This is a genomic window from Frankia sp. BMG5.60, from assembly GCF_059428125.1.
This window is the reverse complement of sequence record NZ_CM182091.1, coordinates 4,122,051-4,148,880: the sequence shown is the minus strand read 5'-3', so window position 1 is coordinate 4,148,880 and position 26,830 is coordinate 4,122,051. Positions and strand designations below refer to the sequence as shown.

The following is a 26,830-nucleotide window of genomic DNA, read 5'->3' as shown; positions in this document are numbered from 1 at the left end:
GTGGCCGGGTGCGTGCACACCCGGCCACCGCTTCGCTGCGTCGGGCGAAACATCCGCCTGGCAAAACAGACGTACCAGTACCAGAATCAACATCCATCACCGGAACGCGCATCTTCCACCGGCACGAAACTTCTGCCAGGCGAACGAGCCACGCGACGAACGAGGCACACGTATGGGTTTCCTCGACCAGTTCTGGCAGTTGACCATCGACGGACTGATGGTCGGCTCGCTGTACGCGGTCATAGCACTCGGGTACACGCTCGTGTACGGGGTTCTCCAGCTCATCAACTTCGCCCACAGCGAGGTGTTCATGCTGGGATCCTTCGGCGGCCTGTTCGTCGCCCGAGCCCTGCTGCCCGATGACGGGTCGGTGCCCGGGGGGCTCGCGTCGGTGGGGCTGGTGGCCGTCGGCCTCGGCGCCGGCGCGATCTGCGGGGGGCTCGCCGCGTTCACCCTCGAACGCGTGGCCTACCGGCCGCTGCGGCGCCGCTCCGCGCCCCGGCTGGCCTACCTGATCAGCGCGATCGGGGCGTCGCTGTTCGCCGTCAACCTGGCCGGCAAGGAGTTCGGCCGGCAGAACGTCGACCTGCCCGACCTGTTCCACAACGGCACGGTCTTCACGGTCTTCGGCGCCGACGTCTCCACCCAGTCGCTGGTCATCTTCGCCGTCGCGGTCGCGATGCTCGTCGGGCTGGACCGCCTCGTCGCCGGCACCCGCCTCGGCCAGGGCATCCGGGCCGTGGCCCAGGACGCCGACACCGCCGTCCTGATGGGGGTGAACGTCGAGCGGATCATCATCGTCACGTTCGTCGTCGGTGGCCTGCTCGCCGGCGCCGGCGGCTTCCTGTACGCGATGACGTTCAACGCCTCGTACAGCATGGGGTTCGTCCCCGGGGTGAAGGCGTTCACCGCGGCGGTCCTCGGCGGCATCGGCAACGTGCGCGGCGCGATGCTCGGCGGCCTGCTGCTCGGACTCGTCGAGAGCTATGGTGGCTACCTGTTCCAGGCGTCCTACAAGGACGTCATCGCCTTCCTCGTCCTGGTGGCGATTCTGATGATCAGACCGTCCGGCCTGCTCGGCGAGCGGCTGGGGCGGGCGGCATGAGCACGCCACCCGCCGCCGGCCCACCTGGCCCGACCGACCCGGCGGGCTCCGGCAGTGGGGCCGCCACCATGCCGCTGCGCGTCGCCGGGAGTCGATCCGGCCCCAGCGGCTCGGGCGCGCCCACCGGCGCCGCTGATCCCCTCGCCTCCGCCGGCCCAGGCGGCCCCGGCCCCGGCCCCGGCGGCGGCCCGGCGCTGCCCACGTGGCATCCCGCGGTGCTGTTCGCCCCGGCCCGGCTGCGCCAGCTCGGTGCGCTGCTGCTGGTCGGCGTGCTCGCCGCGATCGTCACCGGCCCGACCGGCAACTCCGACAAGCCGCTGCAGGCGGCGAAGGACTCGATCGTCGACGTCCGGATCGTGCTCTACCTGGGGCTCGCCGTCGCGCTGTGGGTGCTGCTGGTGCTCGGCGCGCAGCTGCGCGGCACCCTGGAGCGGGCGAGCGCCCCGGTGCGCGCGCCGATCGGCGCGGCCTACGGCCGACGCGGCGGTCCGATCGCGCTGAACCTGGCGCTGCTCGCCATCGCGGTCGTCGCGCCCCTGGTCGTCTCGACGGCCGCGCAGCAGTCGATGGTCAACGACATCGGCATCTACGCACTGCTCGCCCTCGGCCTCAACGTCGTCGTCGGCTACGCCGGCCTGCTCGACCTCGGCTACATCGCGTTCTTCGCCATCGGCGCCTACGCGACGGCCTACTTCACCTCGCAGACCGCGATGCCGTGGCACGCGCCGTTCGTGCTCAACCCGTTCTTCGTCTTCCCGATCGCCCTGGTCCTCGCCGCGCTCGCCGGGGTCATCCTCGGCGCCCCCACGCTGCGGCTGCGCGGGGACTATCTGGCGATCGTCACCCTCGGCTTCGGCGAGATCATCCACCTGGTGGCGAACAACGCCGACGGCATCACCAACGGGGCCCGCGGTGCCTTCGGCGTGCCGCACCTGTCGATCGACCTGCTCGGCATCGACTACAAGTGGGGCATCGACCCGCTGCCGTACTACTACCTGCTGCTCGCCATCGTCGTCGGGGTGATGATCGCCTTCGGTCGGCTGGAACGCTCCCGGATCGGGCGGTCCTGGGCCGCGATCCGGGAGGACGAGATCGCCGCCGAGGCGACCGGCGTGGCGACGCTGCGCATGAAGCTGCTCGCCTTCGCGATCGGCGCGTCGGTGTCGGGCTTCGCCGGCGTGCTGTTCGCGTCCAAGCAGTTCTTCAACCCGCAGAGCTTCAGCCTCCAGGCGTCGTTCTTCGTCGTCGCGGTGGTGATCTTCGGCGGGATGGGCTCCCGGCTCGGCGTGGTCGTCGGCGCCGTCGTCCTGCAGGGCCTCGCCTTCTATCTGCGGGACAAGGTGCAGCCCGCGGACCGGTACATCTACTTCGGGGCCGTCATCGTGATCATGATGATCTTCCGTCCGCAGGGGCTCGTACCCTCGCGCCGCCGCCGGCGCGAGATCGAGCTGGCGGAGGAGGGCATCGGCGCCGCCGACTCCCTCGGCGCCGCGCCGACGGGAGGGCAGCGGTGAGCCGGGCCGGTGCCCACCGCGGGGTGCCCGGCGCCCGCCGCCCGCGCGCCGACGAGACCGCACCCGGCGACCTGGTCGTCGAGGCCCGCGACCTGGCGTTGCGCTTCGGCGGGGTGACCAGCCTCGACGGCGTGTCGCTGCGTCAGCGCCGCGGGGAGATCCTCGCGGTGATCGGCCCGAACGGGGCCGGCAAGACGTCGCTGTTCAACTGCCTGACCGGGGCGTACCGGCCGCAGGAGGGCTCGGTCACCTTCTGGCCGCGCCCGGACGGCCCGACCGAGCTCGTCGGCCGCCGCCCGCACGCGATCACCCGCCTCGGGGTGGCCCGCACCTTCCAGAACATCCGGCTGTTCCCCGCCCTGTCGGCCCTGGAGAACGTGCAGATCGGCACCGAGGTGCGCCAGCGGTACGGGCCGGTCGGCGCGATCCTCGGCCTGCCGCACGCCCGGCGCGCCGAGCGTGACGGGGTGCGCCACGCGCTGAGCCTGCTCGACCTGGTCGGGCTGTCCCACCGCACGCACGAGCTGGCGGCCTCGCTGCCATACGGCGAGCAGCGCCGGCTGGAGATCGCCCGGGCCCTGGGCACCGGGCCCAGCCTGCTGCTGCTCGACGAGCCGGCCGCCGGCACCAACCCGGCGGAGAAGCGCGACCTCGCCGCGCTCATCACCCGCATCGCCGGCACCGGCGTGTCCGTGCTGCTCATCGAGCACGACATGCGGTTGGTGATGTCCGTGGCCACCTCGGTGGTCGTGCTGAACTTCGGCCGGGTGATCGCCCACGGCACACCGGGAGAGGTCCAGCGCGATCCGGCGGTCATCGAGGCGTACCTCGGCGTCACCGACGCCGAGGCCACCGGTGGCGATGCTGGCGTCACCGCCGGGCCCGGCGCCGTCGTGCGGAAGGACGCGCGTTGATGCTGCTGACACTGAGTGACGTCGAGGTCGCCTACGGCGCGGTGACCGCCCTGCGCGGGGTCAGCCTGGAGGTCGCCGAGGGCGAGATCGTCACCCTGCTCGGCGCCAACGGCGCCGGCAAGACGACGACCCTTCGGACCATCTCCGGCCTGCTGCGGCCCCGGGCCGGCGAGGTGCGCCTCGACGGCCGGCCGCTGTCGTCCATCCCGGCACACGGCCTCGTCGGCGCCGGCGTCAGCCATGTGCCCGAGGGCCGGCGGGTCTTCCCCAGCATGAGCGTCCGCGAGAACCTGCTGATGGGCGCCTATCATGATCGTCGGCATGCGCGGGGGGACCTGGATCGGGTCGTCGCGCTGTTCCCGCGCCTGGCCGAGCGGATCGGCCAGGCGGGCGGCACGCTGTCGGGCGGCGAGCAGCAGATGCTCGCGATCGGCCGGGCGCTGATGAGCCGGCCGCGGCTGATCCTGCTCGACGAGCCGTCGATGGGGTTGGCGCCGATGATCGTCCAGACCATCTTCGAGGTGATCGCCGAGATCAACCGGGAGGGGGTGGCGGTGCTGCTCGTCGAGCAGAACGCGGCCTCGGCGCTGCGGATCGCGGGGCGGGGGTACGTGCTGGAGACCGGCCGGGTCGTCCTCGCGGACGCGGCCGCGGCCCTGCTCGCCGACGACCGGGTCCGTCAGGCGTACCTCGGCGAGGACGTCGCCGGCGGGCCGGAGGGGGCGGACGGGCCCGCGCCGACCCGCGGCGGCGCGGCGGCGGGCCCGGCTCACGGCGCCGCGATCCGCGCCGACTCCGCCTGAGCCTCCCGCTCGGCGCCCCCTCGGTCGTTCCCTCCTCGCGGGCCGAAGCCGCTGCCCGGTCCGAAGCCGATTCCTGGACTGATCCCGGCGTTGCGGCGGGCCCAGTCCAGCCCGTCGCGGGTGTCGGGTCCCCAAAGCCAGGCGGCGAGGCCCAGCAGCACGGCCCCGCCCGTCACGATCACGTACATCATGATCCCTAGGATCCGGGTAGGCGCCTTTGCAGTCCATCTAATTTTTCTGCGGTCCACAGCTAAGATTTCCTACATGATCGACGTGCGCCGCCTGCGCATCCTGCGAGAGCTCGACAGCCGGGGGACGGTCGTGGCCACGGCCGCGGCGCTGCACCTGACGCCGTCGGCGGTCAGCCAGCAGCTCGCCGTCCTGGCGAAGGAGACCGGTGTGCGGCTGCTCGATCCGGCGGGCCGGCGGGTCCGGCTCACCCCGGCCGCCCGGGTGCTGGTGGGGCATGCCGACGTCCTGTTCGCCCAGCTCGAGCGGGCCGAGGCGGACCTCGCCGCCTTCGACGAGGGCCGGGTCGGGTCGGTGGCCGTGGCCGCCTTCACCACGGCGATCTCCGGCATCGTCGTGCCGGCGCTGGCGGCGCTGCGGGAGAGCCGGCCGCGGCTGCGGATGTCGGTGTCCGACGTGGCCGAGCCCGAGTGCTTCGACCTGTTGCTGGCGGGCGACCTGGATCTGGCGGTCTGTATCACCCACCCGGGAGCCCAGCCCCTCGACGAGCGGCTGCTACCGATCCCGCTGCTCGACGACCCGCTCGACGTGGCGCTGCCCGCCGGCCACCCCTACGCCGCCGCCGCGGCCGTGCCGCTGGAGGTGCTCGGCGGGGAGGACTTCATCTCCAGCCGCCCCGGCACCCCCTGCCACGAGGTCACCCACGCGGCGTGCGCCGCGGCCGGGTTCGTTCCCCGGGTGCGCCACCGCGCCGACGACTACACCGCGGTCCTCGGCCTGATCGCCGCGGGTTGCGGGGTCGGCCTCATCCCGCGGCTGGCGAACCTGTCCAGCACCCCGCAGGTCGCCCTGCGACCGATCGCCGGCATCCCACCGATCCGGCCCGTCTTCGCCGCCGTCCGCCGCGGCTCCCAGCAGGCCCCGCACCTGTCCGCCACCCTCGCCGCCATCGTCGCCGCCGCCCGGTCCCCCGACCTCTACCGCGCCTTCCCCCAGGGACTGCGGCGCGGTGCTGATTCGGGTGGTCTACAGGCGGGCGTGGCGGATCGACTGGACCTTGTTGAAGATCAGGTTGTCCAGTAGGGTCTTCCCGAGAACGCCGCCGGTGCCGAGGTTCCACAGCGAGAGAACCTCGATGTTGCGCAGATTGGCCTGGTCCGGCCTGGCCGCGACCACGATGTGGTCGAAATCCGCGCCGGAGGACTTGATCATGATCGCGTCACCCGCCTGGATCTGGTTCGCCACGGCGAAATCCGAGCGGCCGTCGTTCTGGATGTCGACCCGGCCGTGGGAGCTGAACAGGGCGAAGGTGCCGGCGCATTTGTTCCCCGCGTAGGCGGTGCGCAGTTGCGCGATGGAGTAGATGCCGACGCTTGCGGCGGCGAGGAGAACGATCTCCCAGCAGATCAGCCGGGTATCGGGGCCGGGCGGATTCGCAAGAGGGGGCGGGCCGGCGAGCCAGGCCTGGTAGTCACTGATCCCGCCAAGCTGGTTCTGTTCGGGCTCGCCCTGCCAGGCGAAGTCACCCCGGTGCGCCTCCAGCCAGTCGATCAGACGCTCGACCTGGGTCGCCGGGACGGGTCGGGGGTGGTCCGTGTTCACCATTCCGAGCACCGCCTCGGCCTGGGACAGCTCGTTCGTGACGACCGCCCGCGTGATCCGCGCATGCAGATTGATCGCCGTGAGCGACGCGGCGAGCAATTCGGAGGTCAGCGTCCGGTTGTGCTGGTAGTTCGGATAGCGTCGGTCAAGCTCCTCGAGGAAAAGGTGCGTGTGCTCGCGGTCCAGGAGTTTCTTCGGCTCGTGCTGGCCTAGTGGCGCCAGTTTGACCCCGTCGAAGATGTGAGCGTTGAGTTCGGATTCACTGATGGGAATTTCTGGCCTCCGGGCACACGGGAACGACGCCGACGACGATCAGCCGGGATGAAACGGCAGGAGAACCCGTGGTGACGATTCGGATGACGCCGGCGTCGTGAGCGGAGATGCCACGCTACCAGTCATACTGCGCCACAAGTACCGGAACGGTTTACGAAACCGCAGGTCCTGGGGGCGGGCCGAGGACGCGGTCGAGGTGGGCGTTGGCGAACACGCCGGCCGGGTCGACCGCGTCGCGGACGGCCAGGAAGTCGTCGAAGCGTGGGTAGCGTTCGCGAAGCTGCGCCGCGGCCAGCGTGTGCAGGGTGCCCCAGTGGGGCCGTCCGCCGGCCGCCAGCATGATTTGTTCAGCGCGGCCGAAGTAGTCCTCGTGCGGGCCGCGACGGTCGGTGCGCACGGCGATGTAGGCGGTGTCGCGGCCGAAGGCGGGGGACAGCGGGATCTCGTCCGCGGCCGCGCAGCGGACCTCGACGGGGAAGGCGGTGCGCACCCCGGATCGGGTCACGGCGGCGGTGAGCTCGCCCATGGCGGCGGCCAGCTCGGCGCGGGGGACGGCGTACTCGATCTCCTTGTACCGGATCGCCGGGTGGCCCGCGATCGCCGGGCGGCCCGCGGCGAACACCCGGTAGCAGAGGTCGAGTGACGCTCGACCGCCCGCTGGCGGAGCGCCGACGCGGGCGGCGAGCTGGGCGGCGGGGCGGTCCGCGGCCGGCAGCCGCCGGGCGGCCACCATCAGGGCTTCGAAGACGCCGCCGGACACCGGACCGCCGGTCAGCCGGTCGCGTCGCCGGGACGGTGGGGCCAGCTCGTCCTCGACCGGGCGACGGTCATCCCAGCGGACCAGCGCGGTCGCGGTGTGTGGGAACCAGGCGAAGCGGACGTGGTCGGCCTGCTCGACGAGTGCGCCGTAGCCGTCGAGCACCTCGGCCAGCGGCAGCCGACTCTCCCGTACGTGCAGGGCGAACAGCGGCACGGCCTGCAGCGTCACCGAGGTCACGACGCCGACGGCGCCGAGGCCGAGGCGGGCGGCCGCGAACAGCTCGGGGCGCTCCCCGCGCGAGCAGGTGACCACCTCGCCGTCGGCGAGCACCACCTCCAGCGCCCGCACCTGCGTGGACAGCCCGCCATAGCGGGCACCCGTGCCGTGGGTTCCCGTGGCGATCGCCCCGGCGATCGTCGCCTGTTCGCCGTGGCCCTGGTTGGTCAGGGCCAATCCCGCCTCGGCGAGCAGCCGGTTAAGCCGGCGCAGGGTCATCCCGCCGCGCACCGTCACCAGCCCGCTGCCACCGTCGAGCGCGACCAGATCGGCACAGCGGTCCAGGGCGATCTGCACGCCGCCGTCGTCCGGCCGGCCGATCGCGTTCATCGCGTGACCGGCGCCGGCGGCCCGGACCCGCCGGCCGTCCCGCACGGCGGCGGTCACCACCGCCGACGCCTCTTCGGCGGTGCGGGGTCGGGCGAGCCGGACCGCCCGGGCGGTCTCGTTGCCCGCCCAGTTCCGCCACGCCGCGGGTTCACCGAGGGGCGAGCTCATGTGCACCTCCGTCCGGGGGAGCCGACGACCGGCGGCGCGAGTGGGCGACCCACCGGCGCGGCCGGTCCCCATCGTGGACCGCCGAGCCGGCGTCCTGCCCGGCGGGTCCGTCCGACGGTCCGCGAGGGACCACGCCTCGCCCCCGTAGTCGGACGCGTACGGTGCGCTGTCGGCCCCGCCATCCGTGTTCCCGGCGTGTTCCGTAGGCCGTGCCCGAGGTGTGGCGAGCGGGCCGCCGATCACCCGGTGAGGTGAGATGCTTCACATGCGCGAGCGGGCCGGAGCCGCCGGCTCGCCGACGCGCCGGCGGAAGGCGACGTGCGGATGGTGAGTGCAGCCGGCTCCCGGCCGACCGGGATCAGCCTGGGCAGGCTCGCGGAGCTCGCCGTGGAACGCACCGGCGGCACCGAGGAACTGATCTTCGAGGGTCGGGTCGAGTCCGGCGCGGCCCGCTTCGTCCGATCCTGCCGGTTCAGCGCCGGCCTGCGCGGCGCGGGGCTGGTCGCCGGCGACCGGGTGGTCGTCCACATGGCCAACTGCCCGGAGGTCGGCATCGCCTACCACGGGGTGTGGCGGGCCGGCGGGGTCGTGACGCCGACGCTGTTCCTGCTCGACGAGGCCGAGCTGCGCCACGTGCTGGTCGACAGCGGCGCCCGGTTCGTCGTCACGACCCCCGAGTTCCTGGCCAAGGTCCGCGCGGTGGCGAGCGGCTGCCCGCAGGTGCGGGCGATGATCGTGGCGGACGATTCGCCTGGTGCTGGTGCTGGTGCTGGTGCTGGTGCTGGTGCTGGTGCTGGTGCTGGTGCTGGTGCTGGTGGCGGTGGCGATCTGGCCGGCCGGCGCGACCTGGACGGGGCGGCGGCGGCGCGGGCGCCGGTGCCGGTGCTGCGTTTCGCCGACCTCGCTGCGGGCGACGAAGGTCCCCTCGCGCCGGCCGACCCGGACGCCATGGCCGCGCTGCTCTACACCGGCGGCACCACCGGGCGGGCACGGGGAGTGGTGCTGTCCCACGACGCGCTGTCCGCCGGGGCCTTCGCGGCCTTGTCGGGAAGCGCGGACGAGGAACTCGTCGGCCTGCTGCCGCTGCCGTTGTCGCACGTCTACGGCCTGACGATCAGCGTGATGACGCTGCATGCGCGCAAGCCGGGCCCGGCGGTCCTGATGCGCTGGTTCGATCCCCGCCAGTGGCTGCGCCTGGTGGCCGAACACCGGGTGGCCCTCAGCGCGCTGGTGCCGTCCATGATCGACCAGTTGCTCGCGGAGCCGTTGCACCTGGCCGACACGTCGTCGCTGCGCCGGATCACCAGCGGCGGCGCGCCGCTGCCGAGGGAGATCGCGCTCGAATGGCGGCGGCGCCTGCCCGGCGTCGAGCTGGTCGAGGGGTACGGCTGCACCGAGAGCGCGGGGATCATCGCCACCTCGCCGCCGGGTGCGGCGCGGCTGGGCAGCGTCGGTCTGCCCGCACCCGGGGTCGAGGTGCGCGTCGAGTTGCCCGACGGCGCGCCGGCCGGCCCCGAGCAGGACGGGGAGATCTGCGTGCGGGGCCCGATGCTGATGACGGGGTACTGGCAGGCGGCGCGGGCCACCGCCGACGCGTTGCGCGACGGCTGGCTGCGCACCGGCGACGTGGGGCGGCGCGACGGCGACGGCTACCTGTTCGTCGTCGACCGGATCAAGGATCTGATCATCCGCGGCGGGGTCAACGTCTACCCGCGCGACGTCGAGGACGGCCTGCTCGGCCACCCCGACGTCGCCTCGTGCGGGGTCGTCGGGCGGGCCGACCACCGCCACGGCGAGGAGGTGGTCGCCTACGTGCAGCTCGTCGGCGGCGGCACCGTCTCCCCGGAGGAGCTGGTGCGCTGGGGCCGGGCCCGGCTCGGGCCCCTGCGCTACCCGCGCGAGGTGCACATCATCGAGTCGGTGCCGCTCACCAGCGCGCTGAAGACCGACCGCCGGGCACTGCGGTCGCTGACCGCCGCCTCCTCGGCGTCCCCGCGCCCCACGCCCGGCGGTGGGGCTCTCGGCGAGGGGGCTCCCGGCGGCGAGTCTCCCGGCGGCGAGGATCAGAGTGTCGAGTGAACCCCGTGGCTCTGGACCGCGCCCCGGGCCAGGCTCAGCGCCCCGGGCGAGGCGATGTTGGACGCGTCCATGAAACTGAACGCGAACAGGCCGTCCAGGCTGAGCTGGCGCACCGCGTCCCCAGCCAGCAGCGCGTGCATGTCCGCCTCCCACGTCGTCTGCGACTCGGACTTGAAGTGGGCCAGCATGACCGGACCGTACTGGCCGAGGGCTCGCGTCATGTCCCGCACGTCCGCGGCGTTCGAGTCGGTGCCCATCGCCTGGAAGCTCTCGAAGTCCGAGGCGCGCAGCACGTCCGCGAAATGGGTGATCAGCGATCGGCCGCCGCCGGCGACCGGATCGTCCCAGCGGCTCTGCCAACCGCCCCAGCCGAGCGACACCCGCGCGTTCGGCGCGCCGGAATGGAAGATGTCCAACGCCGCCAGGTACTGGTCCTGCAGCGTGAGGTAGTAGTTGGTGGTGTCCGGCGTGGTGGCCCACGCGTTCGGGTGGCACGGGTACGTCTGGAACTCGGTGAACAGCGTGACGTAGAGCGCGGGACCGTTCGCGGGACCGGAGAAGATCGAAGCGAGTTCCCGCGCGTCGTTGAGGAAGCCGCTCGACAGCGGGTACTCGCGCCCGCACGCCGGGCCGTGCGCGGTCTGGACGGTGCCGACCTCGCCGGTGCCGTCGAGCCAGACGATGAGGTGGATGCCGTGCCCCGAACGGTAGACCTCGGGAATCAGGTCGGCCTTCCACCTGCGCAGGAAGCTCAGATCGTTCGGCCCGTTGTACCAGGTGCTGAGGAAGTCCAGGTCGGGCGCCAGCGGGGAGGTGTGGGCGCTGTCGAGCCCGGGCCCCAACCCGAAGCGCAGCTTGCCCGCCGGGGTGGCCGGGACGGCCCTGGCCGCGGCGGTCAGCGGCCGGCGCGTCGGCTCGGCGAGTCCGAGCCGCCCAGCCGGGCCGCCTGCCTTCTGGTCGCCGACCACCGGACTGGCCGAGTGGGCGCCATCCCCGTCGGCGGCGTCACCCCCGCCGCGGCCGAGGAACGGGAGCGCGATGGCGGTCGCGGCGAGCAGGGCGACAAGGGGAACCGCGAGATGTCGGAAACTCCGGCTACGCATTGATACATTCCTCCTGCGGCGACCATCCGATAGGAGTGAAACTGTAGCCGGTCAGATACTTTTCGGAGTCGAATGTGCTCCGTGAGTCGGCCGGTACGGCAGGCCTGCGCGGGCGGGCGGCGGTTCGCAGGGGCGAGAGTTTGTCGGTCGGTGTCGAAATGGCGGGGAGTGGGCTGGCGAAGGTTGTCCCCTTCGTGGTCGTTCGAGGGTGGGGGTCCGTGGTGAGTGGGTACGCCCAGCGGCACCATGAGCCGTCGTGATCAGACCACCAGACTGCTGACTGCCTGGATCCGGGGTCGGCGCCGCCCTGCGCCCGCCGCCGGTGCCACCGAGGCACGGGCGCGGACGCCCTCCGAGTCGGGCCGGCGCCGGTCGCCGGGCACCGCCCCGCAGCCGGATGTTTCCCGCGAACCGGCGGCGACCCCCCGGCCGAGCATGGGGCCGGAACCGAGCATGGGGCCGGAACCGAGCATGGGGCCGGAACCGGGCACGTCGGTGGAAGTGGGCGGGCCGGAGGAGTCCGCGGTGGCGGGGCCGGGTGCCGAGCCGGGTGCCGGGGGCGACGACGAGCTGGGCGACCTGATCCGGTTGGTCGCCCAGGAGGGGTTCGGCTTCACGGAGCTGCGGGACGGTCAGCTCGACGCCATGCGGGCCGTCGTCGAGGGCCGGGACACGCTGTGCGTGCTACCGACCGGCCGGGGCAAGTCGGCGGTCTACCAGATCCCGGCGCTGGTGCTGGCCGGCCCGACCATCGTGGTCTCGCCGTTGATCGCGTTGCAACGCGACCAGGTGCGCGGGCTGACCGAGCGGCTGGCGGGCCTGCTGGGCGACGATGACCCGGCGGCGGCCGCGGCGAACTCGGACGCCGGGCGGGCGGCCCGGCAGGCCGCCTTCGACGCGGTCCGGCAGGGGCGCACCGAGTTCCTCTTCCTGGCGCCGGAGCAGTTGGCCTGCGACGACGTCCGGGCGGCGCTGCGCGAGGCGCGACCGTCCCTGTTCGTCGTGGACGAAGCCCATTGCATCGCATCCTGGGGGCACGACTTCCGGCCCGACTACGCCCAGCTCGGGCAGGTCATCGAGGACCTCGGGCATCCGACGGTCGTGGCGCTGACGGCCACCGCGGCCCCGCCGGTGCGCCGGGAGATCCGCGAGCGGCTACGGCTGCGCGACCCGGTCGAGGTCGTGCGGGGATTCGACCGGCCCGAGATCTTCCTTTCCGTGGTGCCGTTCACCGATGAGGAGGCCAAGCGGGCGAGCCTGATCGAACGCATCGCGGGGGAGGCCAAGCCGGCGCTGGTCTACGCGGCCACCCGGCGGGCCACCGAGGAGCTGGCCGACGAGCTCGCCGGCCTCGGGCTGACGGTGCACCCGTACCATGCCGGCCTGAAGGCCGCGCGCCGACGCGAGGTCGAGGCGGACTTCATGGCTGACCGGTGCGACGTGGTGGTCGCCACGACCGCGTTCGGCATGGGCATCGACAAGCCCAACGTCCGCACCGTCATCCACGCCGAGGTGGCCGACTCCCTCGACTCCTACTACCAGGAGATCGGCCGCTCGGGGCGGGACGGCGAGCCCGCGGTGGCCTGCCTGTTCTACCGGCCGGAGGATCTCGGGCTGCGGCGCTTCTTCGCCTCCGGCCGGGTCGACGAGACGGCGTTACGGCGCGTCGCGGTGCTGCTGGGACACGCCGACGCGCCGGTGACGGCGCGAGAGCTGGCCAAGGCGGCGGGGCTGCGGGACACCGCGCTGACCCGGCTGGTGGATCTACTGGCCAGCGCGGACGTGGTGGCGGTGGGCGACGATGGGCGCATCGCCGCGCGGGCCGACGCCCCGGACCCGGAGGAGGCGGCTCGGCGCGCGCTCGGGGTGGCCGAGGCGCGGGTCGAGGTCGACCGTTCCCGCGTCGAGATGATGCGCGGCTACGCCGAGACCCGGGACTGCCGGCGGGCGTTCCTGCTGGCCTACTTCGGGGAGACGACCGGCGGCCCGTGCGGGCGCTGTGACAACTGCCTGGCCGGCCTGCCGGCCCAGCGGCGGGCCGAACCCGCCGGCGGCGAGGCGCCGTTCCCCGCCGGCGCCGCGGTGCGCCACGTCTCGTGGGGCCGGGGGCAGGTCGTCAAGGAGGATGGCGATCGCATCACCGTGCTGTTCGATGATGTCGGCTACCGCACCCTGTCGGTGGGGGCGGTCCGGGAGCGTCACCTGCTCGACCGGACCTGAAGGACCTGCGCCGCAGGGCATCCCCCCACCGAAGGGCCCGCACCTACAGGTACGACCGCCGTTACAGCGACTGCCCGGTCCGTCCCGAGATGTCCGATGATGTCGTTTCCTGACATCGTCGCGTGCCGTGCGTTGGACCCAAGCATGGTCACGCGCCCGGCAGAGCAGGGAGGACCATGACCGCGCAAGCGGATCTCAAGATGAGCACCGCCCTGGTCACAGGGGCGTCGTCAGGCATCGGCGCGGCCTTCGCGCAGGCGTTTGCGGCCCGGGGTGCCACGCTCGTCCTAGTGGCGCCGGCGGAGCCCAGACTGAGCGAGGTCGCGGAGCGGCTGAGCACCCGCTACGGGGTCGACGTGCACGCCGTGCCCATCGACCTCGCCGAGGAGAGCGGCCCCGATCAGCTCGCCAAGGCGGTCGCCGAAACCGGCCTGGAGATCGACATCCTCGTCAACAACGCCGGCTTCGGGACCCGTGGGCCGTACCACGAGCTGTCCGCGGACCGGGACCACCGCGAGGTGATGGTGAACGTCGTGGCGGTGGAGCGGGTCGCGCACCTGTTCCTGCCCGCCATGATCGCCCGCGGCTCCGGCACCATCATCAACGTGTCGTCGACCTCGGGCTTCCAGGCCGTCCCCTACATGGCGGTCTACGGGGCCTCCAAGGCCTTCGTCCTGTCGTTCTCCATCGGCCTGTGGGCCGAGTGCCGGCCGCGTGGGGTGCGCGTGCTCGCCCTGTGCCCGGGGCCGACCGACACCGACTTCTTCGAGGTGCTGGGCTCGCGGATGTCCGCCGGCGGCCGGTTGCGGACCACCGACGAGGTGGTGGCGGCGGCCTTCCGCGCCCTCGACCGGGGCCAGGCGTACGTCATCGACGGCCGGTTGAACTACCTGACGTCCAACGCCTCCCGGCTGCTGCCCCGCGGCCTGGTCGCGCGGATCACCGAGCGGGTGCTGCGGTCCGGGTCGCTGGCCGCGCTGCCGGGCGCGGCGCCCACCAAGCGTCGCGTCGCCTGATCGGGCCACCCCTGCCCGCCGTTCCGTGCGGTCCGATCGGACCACCCCGGCCGCCCACCGTCGTGAGGGTTCGCGGCGCGGCGCGGCCGTCCGGCGGCCGACGGAGCCATCCCCCGACCGGGCGACCCCGCAGTGGCCCGGTCGGGGGGCGACCGGCGGCGGGCCGGCTGCCGCTGAGCACCGCCGGCTGCCGCCGAGCACCGCCGGCGGGCCCAGCCATGCGTGGGCGCGCCCGGTCAGGCGCGGGTGGCCCGGTCAGGCGCGGGTGGCCCGGTCAGTGTGAGCCGGACGCTCCCACCGGGGCGAACGCCGCAGCGACCGGGTCGGCCGGGGTCAGCCCGCCGAGCTCGGCGACCAGCTCGTAGGAGCGGATCCGGTCCGCCAGCCGGTGGACGTTCGTGGTGATCATGATCTCGTCGGCACCGGTCACGTCGAGCAGGGCGTCGATCCCGGCGCGGACGGTCGACGGGGAGCCGACGATGTGCGACGCCGTCGCGTTCTCGGCCGCGGCCCGCTCCTGCGGGGTCCAGGTGTGCGCGGCGGCCTCCTCGGGGGAGGGGAAGACGCCGGGACGGCCGCCGCGTATCCGCAGCATCGCCAGCCGGACGGGCGCGGCGAGCCATTCGGCGCGCTCGTCGTCCTCGGCGCAGACCACGGCGGCGGCCACGATCGCGTACGGCTGCTCCCGACCGGGCGAGGGGCGGAACGACCGGCGGTACAGATCGAGCGCCGGCACCGTGTTCGCCGAGCTGAAGTGGTGTGCGAAGGCGAACGGCAGGCCCAGCATCCCGGCCACCTGGGCGCTGTAGCCGCTGGACCCCAACAGCCAGATCGGCGGCACCGGGGACTGCGGGAACGCGTGCACGCCGCGCATCGGATGGTCGGCGGCGAAGTCGCCGCCGGCAAGGAACGTGGTCAGCTCGGCGAGCTGCTCGGGAAAGTCGTCGACGGCGAGCAGCCCTGCGGTGCGCCGCAGCGCCCGGGCGGTGGCGGGATCCGTGCCGGGGGCCCGGCCGATCCCCAGGTCGATCCGGTCGGGGAACAGGGCACCGAGCGTGCCGAACTGCTCGGCGACGGCCAGCGGCGCGTGGTTGGGCAGCATCACGCCGCCGGAACCCACCCGGATCGTGCTGGTGGCCGCGGCGACCTGGCCGATGAGGATCGAGGTCGCCGAACTGGCGATGCCGGGCATGCCATGGTGCTCCGCCAGCCAGTATCGGGTGAATCCGAGCCGTTCGGCGTGTCGGGCGAGCTCGAGCGACCCGCGGACCGCATCGGTGGGGGTCGTCCCGGTGCCGACCGGCACGAGGTCCAGCACGGACAGGGGGACGCTTCGGGTCGGTTTCACGACGTGGTGCAACGACGTGGCGGGGCCGCTGTCTTCCCCGCCCGCCACGTCGGAGCCGGTTGCGGTCACGTCTCTGCCGGCCACGGTCACGCCTCAGCCGCCCACGGTCTCCATGTAGTCCTCGGCGACCTCGTCGAGGGCGTCGCTGGGATGGCCGAGCGCCACGCGCACCCGGCGGCGTCCGACGAGCAGAAGATCGAGCAGGAAGTCCGGCACCGGGGCCCGCTCGCAGCGGTGGTAACCCATCGTGAACCAGGTGTGGGCGTCGTCGAGCTGGCCGACCGCCTCCAGGCTCTCGGCCACCGCCTCGTACACGCCCGGATCGGCCGACTTCGCCGCCTTCAGGTCCGCCCGCAGCGCGCCGGCCTCCTCGGCCTGCCCGTCGCGCAGCAGCCCGTCGTGCAGCCAGACGCGGGGATCGACGGGGCAGGCGCTGCCGTCGGCCACGGCGGCGCGGTAGCAGCGGATCGCCTCGCTCCAGTCCTGGGCGAGCCCGTACTGGCTGCCCGCGTCGACCAGCAGGGAGGCCCGAGTGATCGTCTCGCTGTGGGTGTCGGGCCGCTCGGCCAGCGTCTCCAGGGTGCCCGCCGCGCCACGGTGATCGCCGCTGCCCGCCGCGCTGAAGACGATCTCATCCACGTCGTCGTCCGAAAGCATGCCGCTCATTCTCCCTGCCCGGGGTCGATCCCTGGCGGACGGGCACCGGTGGCGTGGCTGCGCGGAGGGGATGCCGGCCGTCCGCCCGGGCGGAGGGGATGCCGGCGGTGTGGAGGGATGCCGGTGACGTGGCCGCGCGGAGGGGATGCCGGCCGTGCGCCCGTGGCGCCAGGGGGTGCCGGCCGACGATCCGGATCCGGACGGGTCGGCCGACCCGGATCGGGGAAGGAGGTGATCGATCGCCGCCACGGACCGCGAGCGGTCGCCGCAGGACTGGACGGTTCGGTGGAGGCGAGCGGTTCGGTGGAGGCGAGGGGTTCGGTGGATAAGGGCGGTTCGGCGGATGGGGTGTGGGTGGACGCGACATCGGCGGGTCGGGATGAGCGGCCAGGGCTCCGGCCCGGGCGGGCGGTGGGCCTGCAGACGGATGCGGCCGGCGGGGCAGGGGTGGCCGGCGGGGCGGGGGTGGCCTTCGTCCTCGGCGGGGGCGGCATCCTCGGCGCGAGCGAGGTCGGCATGCTCGCCGCCCTGTTCGATGCCGGCATCCTGCCCGACCTGGTGGTCGGCACCTCGGTCGGCGCGATCAACGGGGCCGCGGTGGCGGCCGAACCCGCGCCCGCGACGATCGACCGGCTGACCGATCTGTGGTCGCAGCTCGGCATCTCCGACGTGTTCGCGGGGGGCCCGGCCCGGCGGTTGGCCACCGTCGTCCAACACGGCCACCTCCACTCCAACGCCCCGCTGCGCGCGCTGCTGCGCACGCACCTGCCGGCCGAGCCGATCGAGGACCTGCCGGTGCGGTTCCAGTGCGTCGCGGCGAGCATCGAACGGGCCGCCGCGCACTGGTTCGACCGCGGGCCGCTCGTCGAGGCGGTGCTGGCCTCCTGCGCGGTCCCGGCGCTGTTGCCGCCGGTGCGCATCGGCGAGGAGCACTTCATCGACGGCGGGATCGTCGACAGCAATCCGGTCGGGCGGGCGGTGGAGCTCGGGGCCCACACGGTCTACGTCCTGCACGTCGGCCGGATCGAACGGCCGCTACGGCCGCCGCGCTGGCCGTGGGAGGCAGGTCTGGTCGCCTTCGAGATCGCCCGCCGACGCGGCTTCACCGAGGCGATGGCCCGGCTGCCCAGCGGTGTCGCCGTCCACGTGCTGCCGGTCGGGGAGCGCGGCGCCCCGCTCGTGCCGCTGCGCTACCGCTCCACCTCGGGTCTGAACCGGCGCATCCAGCAGGCCCGGCAGGCCACCGCCGCCTATCTCGATCTCACCGCCGGCGGCCGCACCCGGTCGCTGGACGTGTCCTGACGTGAAGGGTTGACGCCGTGGGCGTTCCACCGTGGGCGATCCGCCGGTTCCTGGTCGACCCGTTGTTCGTGCCGCTGGCGGCGGCGCTGGCCCTGGTCGGGATGGTGGTCGCCGCGCTCGGCCTGCTGGGCGCGCCGGTCGACCGCCGGCTGCGGCTGCCGCGGGCGGCCCTGCTCGCCGCGGTCTACCTGACCGCCGAGGTGGTGCTGATCGTCGCCCTGCTCGGGCTGTGGCTGGCCCGGCCGGCCCTCGGCAGGCGGTGGGAGGCCGCGCACCTGTGGCTGTTGCGCCGAACGCTCGCCACGCTGGTCGCGGCCGCGCGGCGGCTCGTCGGGCTGCGCCTGGAGGTCACCGAGCCGCCCGCGGGGACGGTCGACGCCGGCGCGGCGCCCATCCTCGTGCTCAGCCGGCACGCCGGGCCGGGGGACTCGTTCGTGCTCATCCACCTGCTGCTCAGCCGCTACCACCGGATCCCGCGGGTGGTGCTGATCGACCGGCTCCAGCTCGACCCGGCGATCGACATCCTGCTCGGCCGACTCGGCGCCTGCTTCCTGCGCAACGACGGATCGGACGGCCACGCAACCACCCGGGTCGGCGGGCTCGCTCGGGGGCTGGCCGCCGGCGAGGCCTTGGTGATCTTTCCGGAGGGTGCGAACTTCACGCCGTCGCGCCGACGTCGGCTGATCGCCCGGTTGCGGGCGCGCGGCCAGTGGGAACGGGCGGCGGTCGCCGAGGACCTCGACGCCGTCCTGCCGCCGCGGCCCGCCGGGGTGCTCGCCGCGCTCGCCACCGGCCGGATCGCCGCCACGATGATCGTCGCGCATGCCGGCCTGGACGAGTTCAGCGCGCCCGGCGAGGTCTGGCAGGCGCTGCCGTTCGCGGCGCCGCTGCTGGTGCGCTGGTGGTGGGTGCCGGCAGCGGAGATCCCGGGCTCGGAACGGGCCCGGCGGCAGTGGCTGATGATGCACTGGGCAGTGGTGAACGCCTGGATCGGCGCTCAGCGCACCGTCGGCGTCGGCGTCGGCGCGAGCCAGCCACCGGCCGGCGACTCGCCGTCGCCGGCAGACCCGGTCAACCCCGTGAGGTAGGCGGGGGCCGAGCCGGCCGACTGTCAGCTGACGGTGGCCAGGAGGTCGGGTGGGTGGGTGTAGGGGTTTTGGCGTGGTGTTTGGTGGGGGTCGATGTGCCAGGGTGGGATGTAGGCGGGGTGTCCGTCGTCGGTGAAGGTGATGGTCCAGCCGTGGTGGTGGAGGAAACGGTGGTGAGTCGGCGGCGGGATTTTCACCCGCCGCCGCTCGCAGAACCGTGCGTGACAGTCTCCCGTCACACGGCTCCCGTTGCCGCGCCGCTCGGGAGCGCTCCGTGACGCCAGTGTGCGAACAGGTCCGGGATGTTGCTGGCGATCTGGGCGAGTCGCCTCCGGGCCTTTGCTGGCGCGCGGTGCAGGTGCTTGTATTTCCGGCATGCCCACTTGACGAGATGCGGATTGATCCGATCCGCCAGGAAGCTGGTCAACAGGGATTTGTAGAAGTGCCCGTAGTAGTTGATCCAGCCCGTCACGATGGGGTTGATCCACGCGGCGAGCTGCCTGAAGTCCAGGCTGGGGCGACCTCAACAGGTCAGTGCATCAACCGCTATGCGATAGTAACAGCTGATCTAGCCTTTCGGCGGGCGTTTCCCACTCCAATGTCTGACGCGGCCGCCGGTTGAGGAGATCGGCTACGCGGTCGAGCTCCGCCTGTGTGTGCTCCGACAGATCAGTGCCTTTCGGAAAGTACTGGCGGAGCAGCCCGTTGGTGTTCTCGTTGCTCCCTCGCTGCCACGGAGAATGCGGGTCGCAGAAGTAGACCGGAACGCCGGTGGCGACGGTGAAACGGGCGTGGTCGGCCATCTCTGTGCCCTGGTCCCAGGTGAGCGACCGGAAAAGTTCCTCGGGTAGCGTCCGGACCTTCTGGGAGAGGATGAGCGCGACCCGGTCGGCATATCGGTCGTACGGCACGCGGGCGAGCATGACGAAACGCGTCTGGCGTTCGACCAGCGTGACGATCTGACTCTTCCCGCCCTTTCCGATGATCAGGTCGCCTTCCCAGTGCCCGGGCACCGCACGGTCGGCGACCTCGGCCGGGCGCTCGGAGATGCCGACCATGCCGGCGATCCTGGCCTGCTTCGGCCGGGTCGACCCCCGCGGCCGGCGCTCCGCTCGGCCCGACCGCAGCGCGAGCTTCAGCTGCGTGTTCAGCTCGCCGCGCGCCTGGACAAAAAGCGTCTGGTAGATCGTCTCGTGCGACACGCGCATCTCCGGGTCGTCCGGGAAGTCCTTCTTCAGCCGATTCGACACCTGTTCCGGCGAGAAGTCAGCCGCCAGCCGCTCGGCCACCACGTCGTGCAGCCGGACGTGCGTCTCCAGCTTGAACGCCTTCGGTCGCCGACGCTGCCCGTCGGCGCGTTTCTGCGCGTCCGCGGCGCGGTACCCGGCATTGCCTCCGTTGCGCGAGACCTCACGGCTGATCACCGACTGGTTCCGGTCCAGCCGCACCGCGATCATCCGGTGTGACAGTTTCTCGGCCAAGCCCCTGGAGATCGACTCCCGCTCCTCCAAGGTCAACTCGACGCCGCGCACTCAGCCCTCCGATCGGTGGATCACCTTTCTACCAGGACTGATGCACTGATCATCTGAGACCGCCTGGTGCAGCGGCCGAGTCTCCATCCTCGGACTAGCCGGGACATTGCTTTCCCGGCTGCCTTGCTGAACGCGGGAAGGAAGCCGAGTTTCCATCTTCCGTCCCTGAGTCGCGCGCAGCGTGGCCGGAACGTGTACCCGAGGAAGGTGAATTCCACGGGGCTGCCTGGGCGGCGCTCACGGCCGTCCTGATGGCAGTACACGACCCTGGTCTTGTCCTGGTTGGTCTTGAGGCCGAACTTCCACAGCCTCGCGGCGATGACGTTGCGAATGTACTTCGCTTGCTTCTCGCTGCGACAGTGGACGACCACATCGTCGCTGTACCTTTCGAACCTGACCGTGGGTTGCGTCCGGGCCATCCAGGCATCGAACGCGTAGTGCATGAACAGGTTCGTGAGCACGGGAGAGACGGGAGACCCCTGTGGGGTTCCTTTGTCTCGTTCCCGTAGGGAGCCGTCGGACATCTGGACCGGTGCGGTGAGCCACCGTTGGACGTAGAGCGTTACCCATCGGTGGTTGGTGTGGCGTTCCACGGCCAGCAGGATTTCCTGGTGCGGCACGGTGTCGAAGAACTTGTGGATGTCGAGGTCGACGACCCACGCTTGTTCCCAGCACCGTTTCCGGCAGGTCGCCACCGCGTCCAGCGCCGAGCGTCGGGGCCGGTAGGCGTAGGAGTCCGGGTGGAAGATCTTCTCTCCCTGGGGCTCCAGCACCATCGCGACCACGGTCTGCGCGACGCGGTCGGCCACGGTGGTTATGCCGAGCGTCCGCGTTCCTCCTGCTGGTCTCGGGATCTCCACAGCCCTCACCGGCGCCGGGAAGTAGCTTCCCGACGACATCCGGTTCCAGACGCGGTAGAGGTTGTTCTTCTCGTCCCGCGCGAACTCCGCCAACGACTGCTCGTCGACGCCGGCGGCACCCTTGTTCGCCTTGACTTTCTGGTATGCCTCCCAGACGAGCTGTTTCGGAATGTCAAACGACTTTCCCGAGGACGCCGCCTCGACCATCCGGTTCCTCCCGTTCCCGGTTGACCTTCGATCGGAAGCCTGACAACCCGCCCCCTTCGCTCCGCCCCCATTACAGGAGCTTCGTCGCTACTACGGGGCGGTCCGCCCCCCTGCCCCGTGACCGGTACTCTGCCCCTCACGGCTCTTCACCGTTCGGAGTCCTCCCTCTCGCCGACCACGTCAACCCGCGGCCGTCGTTTCCGGGGCGAGGGGTTCTACCGTTCCGTGCTGAAGCCTGGACCGGGCTCACGCCACCTAAACGCCGGACACCGCCAGGGCAGTAGACAGGCACCTCCCTGACTGCTCCCGGGATAAACACCAGACCCCGGTTTTGATGTCGTCTTATGCGTTACGACGCTTCGTCGGTGGTTCACGGTCGTTCGTCTTCCCGGCCCGTACCTGCCGCCTCTCGGGCGACGTTTCCGTGTCGCTCACCACCCCGCCTCATTCAACGGAGCGGCACCCGGTGGTTTGAGACCTTCTCCTGTAAGACGATCCCGAAGGGCCTACCTTCATCTTCAGCACAGCACCACAACGTCGAGGATCCGCTTCTACATCATTACCTCTCAGTCATGTTCGGTATCGCACGGTGGTGGCCGCAGAGCAGGACGAGGTTGTGGAGGGCGGTGACCCCGCCGTGTGTCCAATAGGTCACGTGGTGTGCTTCGCGCCAGGAGGGTGGCCGGTCGCAGCCGGGGAAGGTGCAGCCTCGGTCGCGGGCGGCGAGCGCGCGGCGTAGCTGGGGCGGCACGACGCGGGTTGATCGTCCGACGTCGAGGGGGACGCCGGCGGGATCGAGGATGATCCGGCTGATTTCGGCGTCGCAGGACAGTCGGGCGAGGGTGCTGTGGGGTAGGGGAAGTCCCCGGCTGGTCAGGGCGGGGGTGGCGCCGCTGGCGAGCAGGGTGTTCCAGTGGATGGTGACGGTCAGGTGTGGGCGTACCCCGCCGCTGTCGGGAACGGCTGCGGCGTTCAACGCGCGGGTGATCAGGTTGATGAGGGCGTCGGCGCGGCGGCGGGTGGGGGTGCGCCGGTCGGGGGTGCCGTCGGTGGTGGGCTGGGGGGCGGCGAGGCTGTCCAGTGCGGTGCGCAGCAGGGCGGCGGCTTCGGCGTCGAGTTCCCCGTTGATCACGGTGGTGCCGGTCGGGGTGTCGGTGAGGGTCAACCGGCGGATGTCGGCCGGGTCCGGGCTCGGCTTGTCCCGGCCGTTGTTCCCGCCACCGGCACCGCCTGCTCTGCCACCGCTGCCGGTCTTGCCGCCATCGCCACCGCCACCAACGCCGCCGCCGCGGCTGCCGCTGCCGGTGCTGGGGTTGGTGTGTTTGTCGGTGTGGGGGTCGTCGCCGCCGGGGGAGGTGTCGGTGGTGGTGAGTGTTTCGCGGAGGCGGGCGGCGAGTTTGACCAGGTGGATGGGGTCGAACTGGTCGGCGAAGCGTAGGAGGGCCTGTTCGGCGGCGGCCCGCTGGTCGGGGGTGACTTCGGTGGGTAGGGTGCGCATGGCCTCGCCGATGACCACGGCCTGTTCGGCGGTGATGGTCCCGTCGGCCAGGGCCGCGCCGGTGGCGGTGCAGGCGGTGGTGTCGCGGGCGAGGGTGACCTGGCGTCGCGGGTGGTCAGCCGCAGCCGGTCGCGTAGCCAACCCGCGAGATCGGTGGCGCCGTGGCGCACGGCGAAACCACGATCCTGGGCCTCCACGAACAGCCGGCCCCGCACGGCGGCGACCCGGCCGGTCGGCCGGCTCACCCCCTCGATCAGTCCTTCCGGTTCCCCGTCCGACAGCTGCCATGCCTGCGCGGTCAGCAGCCCGTCGACCTGCCGGGAGATCGTGGCGAGGCGGGCTGGCGGGTCAGGGCCGTCTCCGAGGTCGTCGTCGAAAACCATGGGTCAACGGTAGAACAACACAGGCCGGATGTCGAACATATGTTCGTACGCTGTGGGCGGAGACGACACGGGAACCAACCCGCACCCCGCACGCCCGGGCAGCTCCGGTCGGGCCCGGATCCCGACCTCGACCTCCTGCCCAGGGACGACCGCGCCCCCTTGGAAACCGCACCCCCTGGACGGGGCCGCACCTGACCGGCTGCGGACGGCATCCCTTGCTCCACGGGGTCGGGACGAGGGGCTCCGAAGGCCGCCCGGTCACCGTGGTCTGGGGTGAGGCTGGCTAGGACCGGCGGGCCATCTTGATGGTCTTCTCCAACTGGTCGCGATCCACCTCGGCGACCCGCCCGTTCGTCGGCACGGTCGGGATGTGGCCGCCACCGAGCACCAGGTCGGTGGTGTGGCGTAGGCCCATGTCCTTCTGCTCGACGTCGAGGATGGCCTCCTCGACCCGGTAGAGCTTCTCGATCTGCGACACCTTCGCCTCGACCTGGGCGGCGACGATGCGCAGCCGGCGTTCGGCCTTGGCCAGGCGCCGCTCCAGCCGCCGGTCGACGATGTTCGGCATCGGCTCGTCGCGCTCCGTCGGGTCGTGCAGGTACAGCTCGACCGCCACGGCGACCAGCGGGATCAGCGCCTGGAACAGGATCACCGCGCCGCCGGTGCTCTCGCCGGCCGTGCCCTGCGTGCGCACGAGCACCCCGGCGATCGACAGCAGCAGGAAGATCGCCGTGGTCAGGCTCAGTGCCAGCGGGGACGACTTCGACTCGACGAGCTGCTCGCGGATGTCCAGCTCGATCTTGAAGCGGCCGGCGTCGGCGTCGGCGAGCATCTGCTTCTGGGCGCGGGCGAGGATGGACGCCTTGATCCCGTGCGCGAGCGCCACCCCGGCGATGAAGACGGCGACGCCGAGCAGGCCGCCGAGCCACCACTCCGGGCCGTAGCCGCCGACGTCGGCGAGCACCGCGTAGGACTGTGCGAACACGTAGAAGTCCAGCGCCGCGAGCAACGTCAGGACGACCGTGCGGGCCGGCCCCGCCAACGCCATCTGCGGGATGCGCTCCTGCACCCCGACGCTGCGCCACAACCGGCCCTGCTCGACCTTGTTCTTGATCAGCTCGGTCCGCCGCTCGCGGCGCTCGGCCCGGGAGTCGATCTCCATCCGGAGCTCGGCGATCAGCTCCTCCAGAGTCCGCCCGTCGGCCCGGACGGAGGCCCGGACCTCCTGGACCTCCGCGTCCTCGAGGCTCTTGAGGACCTTGGGGCGGGTCTCCGCGCCCGCCAGCGCGATGTCGGCGTCTCCCACCCGGCGGATGAGCTGCTTGGCCAGACGCCCTGGCTGGTTTCCCCTGCGCAGCACCGTTTCAGGCTCCTACTTTTCCGATGTCGGTCCCGGTGGGCGGTTTAGTCGATGGGGGATGAGCGGTGAGTCGAGGGGATGAGCGGTCAGTCAATGGGGATGAGCGGTCAGTCAATGGGGATGAGCGGTCAGTCAATCGGGCGAGCGAAGGTGCCGCCGACGAAGCAGAGCATGGCGCAGACGATGCCGAGCACCGAGGCGACCATGGCCTCCCGCGCCCCCTGCTGTTCGTCGCCGGAGAAGACCATGGTCAGCACGAGGGTGCCGACGCCGACCACGGCGCCGACGGCGCCGAGCATGAAGCGGCGGGCGATCGTCTCCCGCGGCGGCAGGGTGGACAACGCGTCGATCGGGGCGATCCGGCCGGCCCGAGCTCGGTTGCCCACCCGGCGCCGGATGTCGCGCAGTCGGAAGGTGTTGCCGGTGATGAAGAAGCTGAGCGCCGTCACGATCATCGATCCAGTGACGGAGACCTTCGCGAACGGGGACGACAGGGTCAACCAGACCCAGATCTCCAGCACCGCGAGCATGACCAGGCAGCCGGTGATCACGACCGTCGATCGCATCAGTGCCGGGCTGAAATGCTGGTCCTCGGGCTCGTGTAGAACGCCCATCGGTCGTCTCCTCGGCTTGAGTTCCACCGGCGCCGTCGTGGCCAGCAGCGGTTCGGATGGATCGGCGTGGTGTGTGCCGCGGCGGTTGCGGACGGGATGCTCCGGGAGCTCGGGGACTGCCGCGACGAACGTGGGCGGACGGGCGGCTGGGACGGTCGGGTCGGTCGGGTCGGTGGGGATGGTCGGGATGGCCTGGTCGGTGGGGATGGCGGGGTCGGCGGGGTCGGTGGGGATGGCGGGGTCGGCCGTGATGGTGGAGCTAGCTGCAGTCACTGCTGATCCGTCGACACAGCTCGCCCTTGAGGTAACGGGCGAGATCCTGCTGCGGCCGATCCGCCGCGCCCTCGTTGACCCCGAGGAACCGGACCTTGTCGTTGCCCACCGCGGTGATCTGCTGGGTTTCGAAGCACCGCTTCACCAGCGCCTCGGCGATGGACGCGGACGCCTTCTTACCGTCGACATTGAGGCAGTCGGAGTCCTGACCGGTGCCGAGCAGGTCGCTCCAGACGAGGACGGTCACGTCGGTGACCTTCACGTCGGGTGTGGAGCGGACGGTGTTGAGCTCATCGTTGATGCCGGCGAGCAGACCCGTGGCGCTGCCCTTCGTGCTGATCCGCTCGGTCTGGACGACGTGGTCGATCTCCGTGCCGAGGGCCTTGGCGGCGGCGACCCGATCCTTCTCCTCGCGCCGGTTGTTGTTCCGTTTGATCTGGAACATCCGGTCGCCATGGAAGCAGTCCGAATACGTCATGGCCGTCCCGCCGCTGGCGACGAGCCGGATGTAGGCGCCGTTCTTCAGCGCCGTGTCGAGGTAGGGCTGGACCCGGGTCGCGACGCGCTGCGCGGTAGCGGCCGAGTTGTCGGTCACGTCGAGCAGTACCAGCAGCAGCGGTGCGCCGGCCGCGGGCGTGGACTCCTGGTACTTGGAGCAGTCGAGCGGGCCGTCCGCCTTGGACGTGCCGAGCAGGCCGCCGTCGCAGGCGGCGAGCATCGGCGTCGCCAGCATGGCCGCCGCCACCAGCCCGGCCAACCGGCCGCGCAGGCGGCGGCCCCGGCGCCGGGCCGCGGCTTCACCCGTCCCGGCCGCGCCCGGGGTCACCGGCGGACCGGCGGAAACGTCGCACGTCATCGAAGCACGATCTCCACTCGGCGTCGGCTCGCGTCGGCGACGCCGTCCTGCGCGCCTTGTTCGCCCCTGCCCTCGACATCCAGCACGGAGCTGGGGATGTTCTGCGTTGCCAGCCACGCCTCGACGGACTTCGCCCGTTCCAGCGACAGCTTCTGGTTGTCCTCGGTCCGCCCCAGCCCGTCGCTGTAGCCGATCACCGAGATGGGGCCGGGATGCTCCCGGATCGCGGGCAGGACCTGCTGCAACGCGGTCATCGCCTCCCCCCGCAGCTTGCTGCTGTTCGAGTCGAACAGGTAGTCGGCGCTGACCGTCGTCACCTGGCTGCCGTCCGGCCGGGTGATGAACTTGCTCAGCGGCGGCAGCGGGTCGGCCTCGACGGTGGGCGCGACCCGCGTGGCGTGCGGCGCCGGGGTGAACGCGGCGGTGTCACTGGCGGAGCACCCGGCCGCGAGGCCGACCAGCGCCAGCGCGAGCGCCACACCAGTGCACGCGCGAACCCC

25 protein-coding genes are annotated in these 26,830 nt (G+C 72.1%); 10 read left to right on the top strand and 15 right to left on the bottom strand.

Annotated features, from left to right (window positions below; genetic code table 11):
• Window positions 1-172: 172 nt before the first annotated feature.
• From AC5R91_RS16885 to AC5R91_RS16870, 4 genes are read left to right on the top strand one after another with little or no spacing between them, the layout of a single operon-like run.
• Complete coding sequence (locus AC5R91_RS16885) at window positions 173-1,105, top strand: branched-chain amino acid ABC transporter permease (RefSeq protein WP_495392315.1); 933 nt, start codon at window positions 173-175, stop codon at window positions 1,103-1,105.
• Window positions 1,102-2,619, top strand: coding sequence for a branched-chain amino acid ABC transporter permease (locus AC5R91_RS16880; protein WP_495392314.1), 1,518 nt, complete (start codon window positions 1,102-1,104; stop codon window positions 2,617-2,619). The genes AC5R91_RS16885 and AC5R91_RS16880 overlap by 4 nt, the downstream gene beginning before the upstream one ends.
• Before the next feature lie 23 nt (window positions 2,620-2,642).
• Complete coding sequence (locus tag AC5R91_RS16875; protein ID WP_495397991.1) at window positions 2,643-3,533, top strand: ABC transporter ATP-binding protein; 891 nt, start codon at window positions 2,643-2,645, stop codon at window positions 3,531-3,533.
• Window positions 3,533-4,336 (top strand): ABC transporter ATP-binding protein, encoded by an 804-nt coding sequence (locus tag AC5R91_RS16870; RefSeq protein ID WP_495392313.1) that lies wholly within the window; start codon window positions 3,533-3,535, stop codon window positions 4,334-4,336. Before AC5R91_RS16875 ends, AC5R91_RS16870 begins: the two co-directional genes overlap by 1 nt.
• Here AC5R91_RS16870 and AC5R91_RS16865 read toward each other — a convergent pair.
• Complete coding sequence (locus AC5R91_RS16865; protein WP_495392312.1) at window positions 4,303-4,524, bottom strand: hypothetical protein; 222 nt, start codon at window positions 4,522-4,524, stop codon at window positions 4,303-4,305. The genes AC5R91_RS16870 and AC5R91_RS16865 overlap by 34 nt on opposite strands.
• 76 nt (window positions 4,525-4,600) lie before the next feature.
• On the opposite strand from AC5R91_RS16865, the gene AC5R91_RS16860 reads away from it, so the two are divergent.
• Window positions 4,601-5,608 (top strand): LysR family transcriptional regulator, encoded by a 1,008-nt coding sequence (locus tag AC5R91_RS16860; RefSeq protein ID WP_495392311.1) that lies wholly within the window; start codon window positions 4,601-4,603, stop codon window positions 5,606-5,608.
• On the opposite strand, the gene AC5R91_RS16855 is transcribed toward AC5R91_RS16860, so the two are convergent.
• Together AC5R91_RS16855 and AC5R91_RS16850 are read right to left on the bottom strand one after the other, a co-directional pair.
• The gene (locus tag AC5R91_RS16855) at window positions 5,552-6,226 is read right to left on the bottom strand and encodes a hypothetical protein (RefSeq protein ID WP_495392310.1); all 675 of its coding nucleotides are present in this window, start codon (window positions 6,224-6,226) and stop codon (window positions 5,552-5,554) included. The genes AC5R91_RS16860 and AC5R91_RS16855 overlap by 57 nt on opposite strands.
• A 325-nt stretch (window positions 6,227-6,551) precedes the next feature.
• Window positions 6,552-7,934 (bottom strand): D-arabinono-1,4-lactone oxidase, encoded by a 1,383-nt coding sequence (locus AC5R91_RS16850; RefSeq protein WP_495392309.1) that lies wholly within the window; start codon window positions 7,932-7,934, stop codon window positions 6,552-6,554.
• Between the two features lie 324 nt (window positions 7,935-8,258).
• Here AC5R91_RS16850 and AC5R91_RS16845 point away from each other — a divergent pair, with 324 nt between their 5' ends.
• Window positions 8,259-10,013 carry a class I adenylate-forming enzyme family protein gene (locus tag AC5R91_RS16845; RefSeq protein ID WP_495392308.1) on the top strand — a complete coding sequence of 585 codons (1,755 nt, stop codon included), beginning with the start codon at window positions 8,259-8,261 and terminating at the stop codon, window positions 10,011-10,013.
• Here the strand turns inward: AC5R91_RS16845 and AC5R91_RS16840 are convergent.
• Window positions 9,998-11,116, bottom strand: coding sequence for a hypothetical protein (locus AC5R91_RS16840; protein ID WP_495392307.1), 1,119 nt, complete (start codon window positions 11,114-11,116; stop codon window positions 9,998-10,000). The two genes, AC5R91_RS16845 and AC5R91_RS16840, sit on opposite strands and share 16 nt — an antisense overlap.
• Before the next feature lie 525 nt (window positions 11,117-11,641).
• On the opposite strand from AC5R91_RS16840, the gene AC5R91_RS16835 reads away from it, so the two are divergent.
• Window positions 11,642-13,336 (top strand): RecQ family ATP-dependent DNA helicase, encoded by a 1,695-nt coding sequence (locus AC5R91_RS16835; protein ID WP_495392306.1) that lies wholly within the window; start codon window positions 11,642-11,644, stop codon window positions 13,334-13,336.
• Between the two features lie 176 nt (window positions 13,337-13,512).
• Entirely contained in the window at window positions 13,513-14,352 is an 840-nt protein-coding gene (locus AC5R91_RS16830; RefSeq protein WP_495392305.1) for an SDR family NAD(P)-dependent oxidoreductase, read from the top strand.
• A 274-nt stretch (window positions 14,353-14,626) separates the two neighbouring features.
• On the opposite strand, the gene AC5R91_RS16825 is transcribed toward AC5R91_RS16830, so the two are convergent.
• Complete coding sequence (locus AC5R91_RS16825) at window positions 14,627-15,700, bottom strand: LLM class flavin-dependent oxidoreductase (protein ID WP_495397990.1); 1,074 nt, start codon at window positions 15,698-15,700, stop codon at window positions 14,627-14,629.
• 93 nt (window positions 15,701-15,793) lie between these two features.
• Window positions 15,794-16,357 (bottom strand): tetratricopeptide repeat protein, encoded by a 564-nt coding sequence (locus tag AC5R91_RS16820; protein ID WP_495392304.1) that lies wholly within the window; start codon window positions 16,355-16,357, stop codon window positions 15,794-15,796.
• A gap of 465 nt (window positions 16,358-16,822) precedes the next feature.
• On the opposite strand from AC5R91_RS16820, the gene AC5R91_RS16815 reads away from it, so the two are divergent.
• Together AC5R91_RS16815 and AC5R91_RS16810 are read left to right on the top strand one after the other, a co-directional pair.
• On the top strand, window positions 16,823-17,659 hold the full coding sequence (locus AC5R91_RS16815) for a patatin-like phospholipase family protein (protein ID WP_495397989.1): 837 nt from the start codon (window positions 16,823-16,825) through the stop codon (window positions 17,657-17,659).
• Window positions 17,660-17,676: 17 nt separating this feature from the next.
• A complete protein-coding gene (locus AC5R91_RS16810; protein WP_495392303.1) occupies window positions 17,677-18,747 on the top strand; it encodes a 1-acyl-sn-glycerol-3-phosphate acyltransferase in 1,071 nt (356 codons plus the stop codon).
• A 23-nt stretch (window positions 18,748-18,770) separates the two neighbouring features.
• Here AC5R91_RS16810 and AC5R91_RS16805 read toward each other — a convergent pair whose 3' ends face one another.
• The 9 genes from AC5R91_RS16805 to AC5R91_RS16765 all read right to left on the bottom strand — a co-directional run bounded on the left by AC5R91_RS16805 (window position 18,771) and on the right by AC5R91_RS16765 (window position 26,809).
• Window positions 18,771-18,986 carry a hypothetical protein gene (locus AC5R91_RS16805; protein WP_495392302.1) on the bottom strand — a complete coding sequence of 72 codons (216 nt, stop codon included), beginning with the start codon at window positions 18,984-18,986 and terminating at the stop codon, window positions 18,771-18,773.
• Entirely contained in the window at window positions 18,983-19,258 is a 276-nt protein-coding gene (locus tag AC5R91_RS16800) for a group II intron maturase-specific domain-containing protein (protein ID WP_495397988.1), read from the bottom strand. The genes AC5R91_RS16805 and AC5R91_RS16800 overlap by 4 nt, the downstream gene beginning before the upstream one ends.
• 28 nt (window positions 19,259-19,286) lie before the next feature.
• On the bottom strand, window positions 19,287-20,279 hold the full coding sequence (locus tag AC5R91_RS16795) for an IS30 family transposase (RefSeq protein ID WP_495392249.1): 993 nt from the start codon (window positions 20,277-20,279) through the stop codon (window positions 19,287-19,289).
• 20 nt (window positions 20,280-20,299) lie between these two features.
• Window positions 20,300-21,346, bottom strand: coding sequence for a group II intron reverse transcriptase/maturase (gene ltrA / locus AC5R91_RS16790; RefSeq protein WP_495392301.1), 1,047 nt, complete (start codon window positions 21,344-21,346; stop codon window positions 20,300-20,302).
• Between the two features lie 559 nt (window positions 21,347-21,905).
• Complete coding sequence (locus AC5R91_RS16785) at window positions 21,906-22,985, bottom strand: HNH endonuclease signature motif containing protein (protein ID WP_495392300.1); 1,080 nt, start codon at window positions 22,983-22,985, stop codon at window positions 21,906-21,908.
• A gap of 525 nt (window positions 22,986-23,510) precedes the next feature.
• Window positions 23,511-24,587 carry a hypothetical protein gene (locus tag AC5R91_RS16780; protein ID WP_495392299.1) on the bottom strand — a complete coding sequence of 359 codons (1,077 nt, stop codon included), beginning with the start codon at window positions 24,585-24,587 and terminating at the stop codon, window positions 23,511-23,513.
• Between the two features lie 128 nt (window positions 24,588-24,715).
• On the bottom strand, window positions 24,716-25,201 hold the full coding sequence (locus AC5R91_RS16775; RefSeq protein ID WP_011601988.1) for a hypothetical protein: 486 nt from the start codon (window positions 25,199-25,201) through the stop codon (window positions 24,716-24,718).
• 259 nt (window positions 25,202-25,460) lie between these two features.
• Complete coding sequence (locus tag AC5R91_RS16770; protein ID WP_495392298.1) at window positions 25,461-26,330, bottom strand: hypothetical protein; 870 nt, start codon at window positions 26,328-26,330, stop codon at window positions 25,461-25,463.
• The gene (locus AC5R91_RS16765) at window positions 26,327-26,809 is read right to left on the bottom strand and encodes an OmpA family protein (protein WP_495392297.1); all 483 of its coding nucleotides are present in this window, start codon (window positions 26,807-26,809) and stop codon (window positions 26,327-26,329) included. Before AC5R91_RS16765 ends, AC5R91_RS16770 begins: the two co-directional genes overlap by 4 nt.
• Window positions 26,810-26,830 lie beyond the last annotated feature (21 nt).

Excerpts from the sequence above, each read along its gene's own strand:
- AC5R91_RS16885 (WP_495392315.1), top strand. The coding sequence starts at position 173 with ATGGGTTTCCTCGACCAGTTCTGGCAGTTGACCATCGACGGACTGATG.
- AC5R91_RS16775 (WP_011601988.1), bottom strand. The coding sequence starts at position 25,201 with ATGGGCGTTCTACACGAGCCCGAGGACCAGCATTTCAGCCCGGCACTG.
- AC5R91_RS16850 (WP_495392309.1), bottom strand. The coding sequence starts at position 7,934 with ATGAGCTCGCCCCTCGGTGAACCCGCGGCGTGGCGGAACTGGGCGGGC.
- AC5R91_RS16820 (WP_495392304.1), bottom strand. The coding sequence starts at position 16,357 with ATGCTTTCGGACGACGACGTGGATGAGATCGTCTTCAGCGCGGCGGGC.
- AC5R91_RS16880 (WP_495392314.1), top strand. The coding sequence starts at position 1,102 with ATGAGCACGCCACCCGCCGCCGGCCCACCTGGCCCGACCGACCCGGCG.
- AC5R91_RS16770 (WP_495392298.1), bottom strand. The coding sequence starts at position 26,330 with ATGACGTGCGACGTTTCCGCCGGTCCGCCGGTGACCCCGGGCGCGGCC.
- AC5R91_RS16860 (WP_495392311.1), top strand. The coding sequence starts at position 4,601 with ATGATCGACGTGCGCCGCCTGCGCATCCTGCGAGAGCTCGACAGCCGG.
- AC5R91_RS16870 (WP_495392313.1), top strand. The coding sequence starts at position 3,533 with ATGCTGCTGACACTGAGTGACGTCGAGGTCGCCTACGGCGCGGTGACC.
- AC5R91_RS16845 (WP_495392308.1), top strand. The coding sequence starts at position 8,259 with ATGGTGAGTGCAGCCGGCTCCCGGCCGACCGGGATCAGCCTGGGCAGG.
- AC5R91_RS16830 (WP_495392305.1), top strand. The coding sequence starts at position 13,513 with ATGACCGCGCAAGCGGATCTCAAGATGAGCACCGCCCTGGTCACAGGG.
- AC5R91_RS16865 (WP_495392312.1), bottom strand. The coding sequence starts at position 4,524 with ATGTACGTGATCGTGACGGGCGGGGCCGTGCTGCTGGGCCTCGCCGCC.
- AC5R91_RS16840 (WP_495392307.1), bottom strand. The coding sequence starts at position 11,116 with ATGCGTAGCCGGAGTTTCCGACATCTCGCGGTTCCCCTTGTCGCCCTG.
- ltrA (WP_495392301.1), bottom strand. The coding sequence starts at position 21,346 with ATGGTCGAGGCGGCGTCCTCGGGAAAGTCGTTTGACATTCCGAAACAG.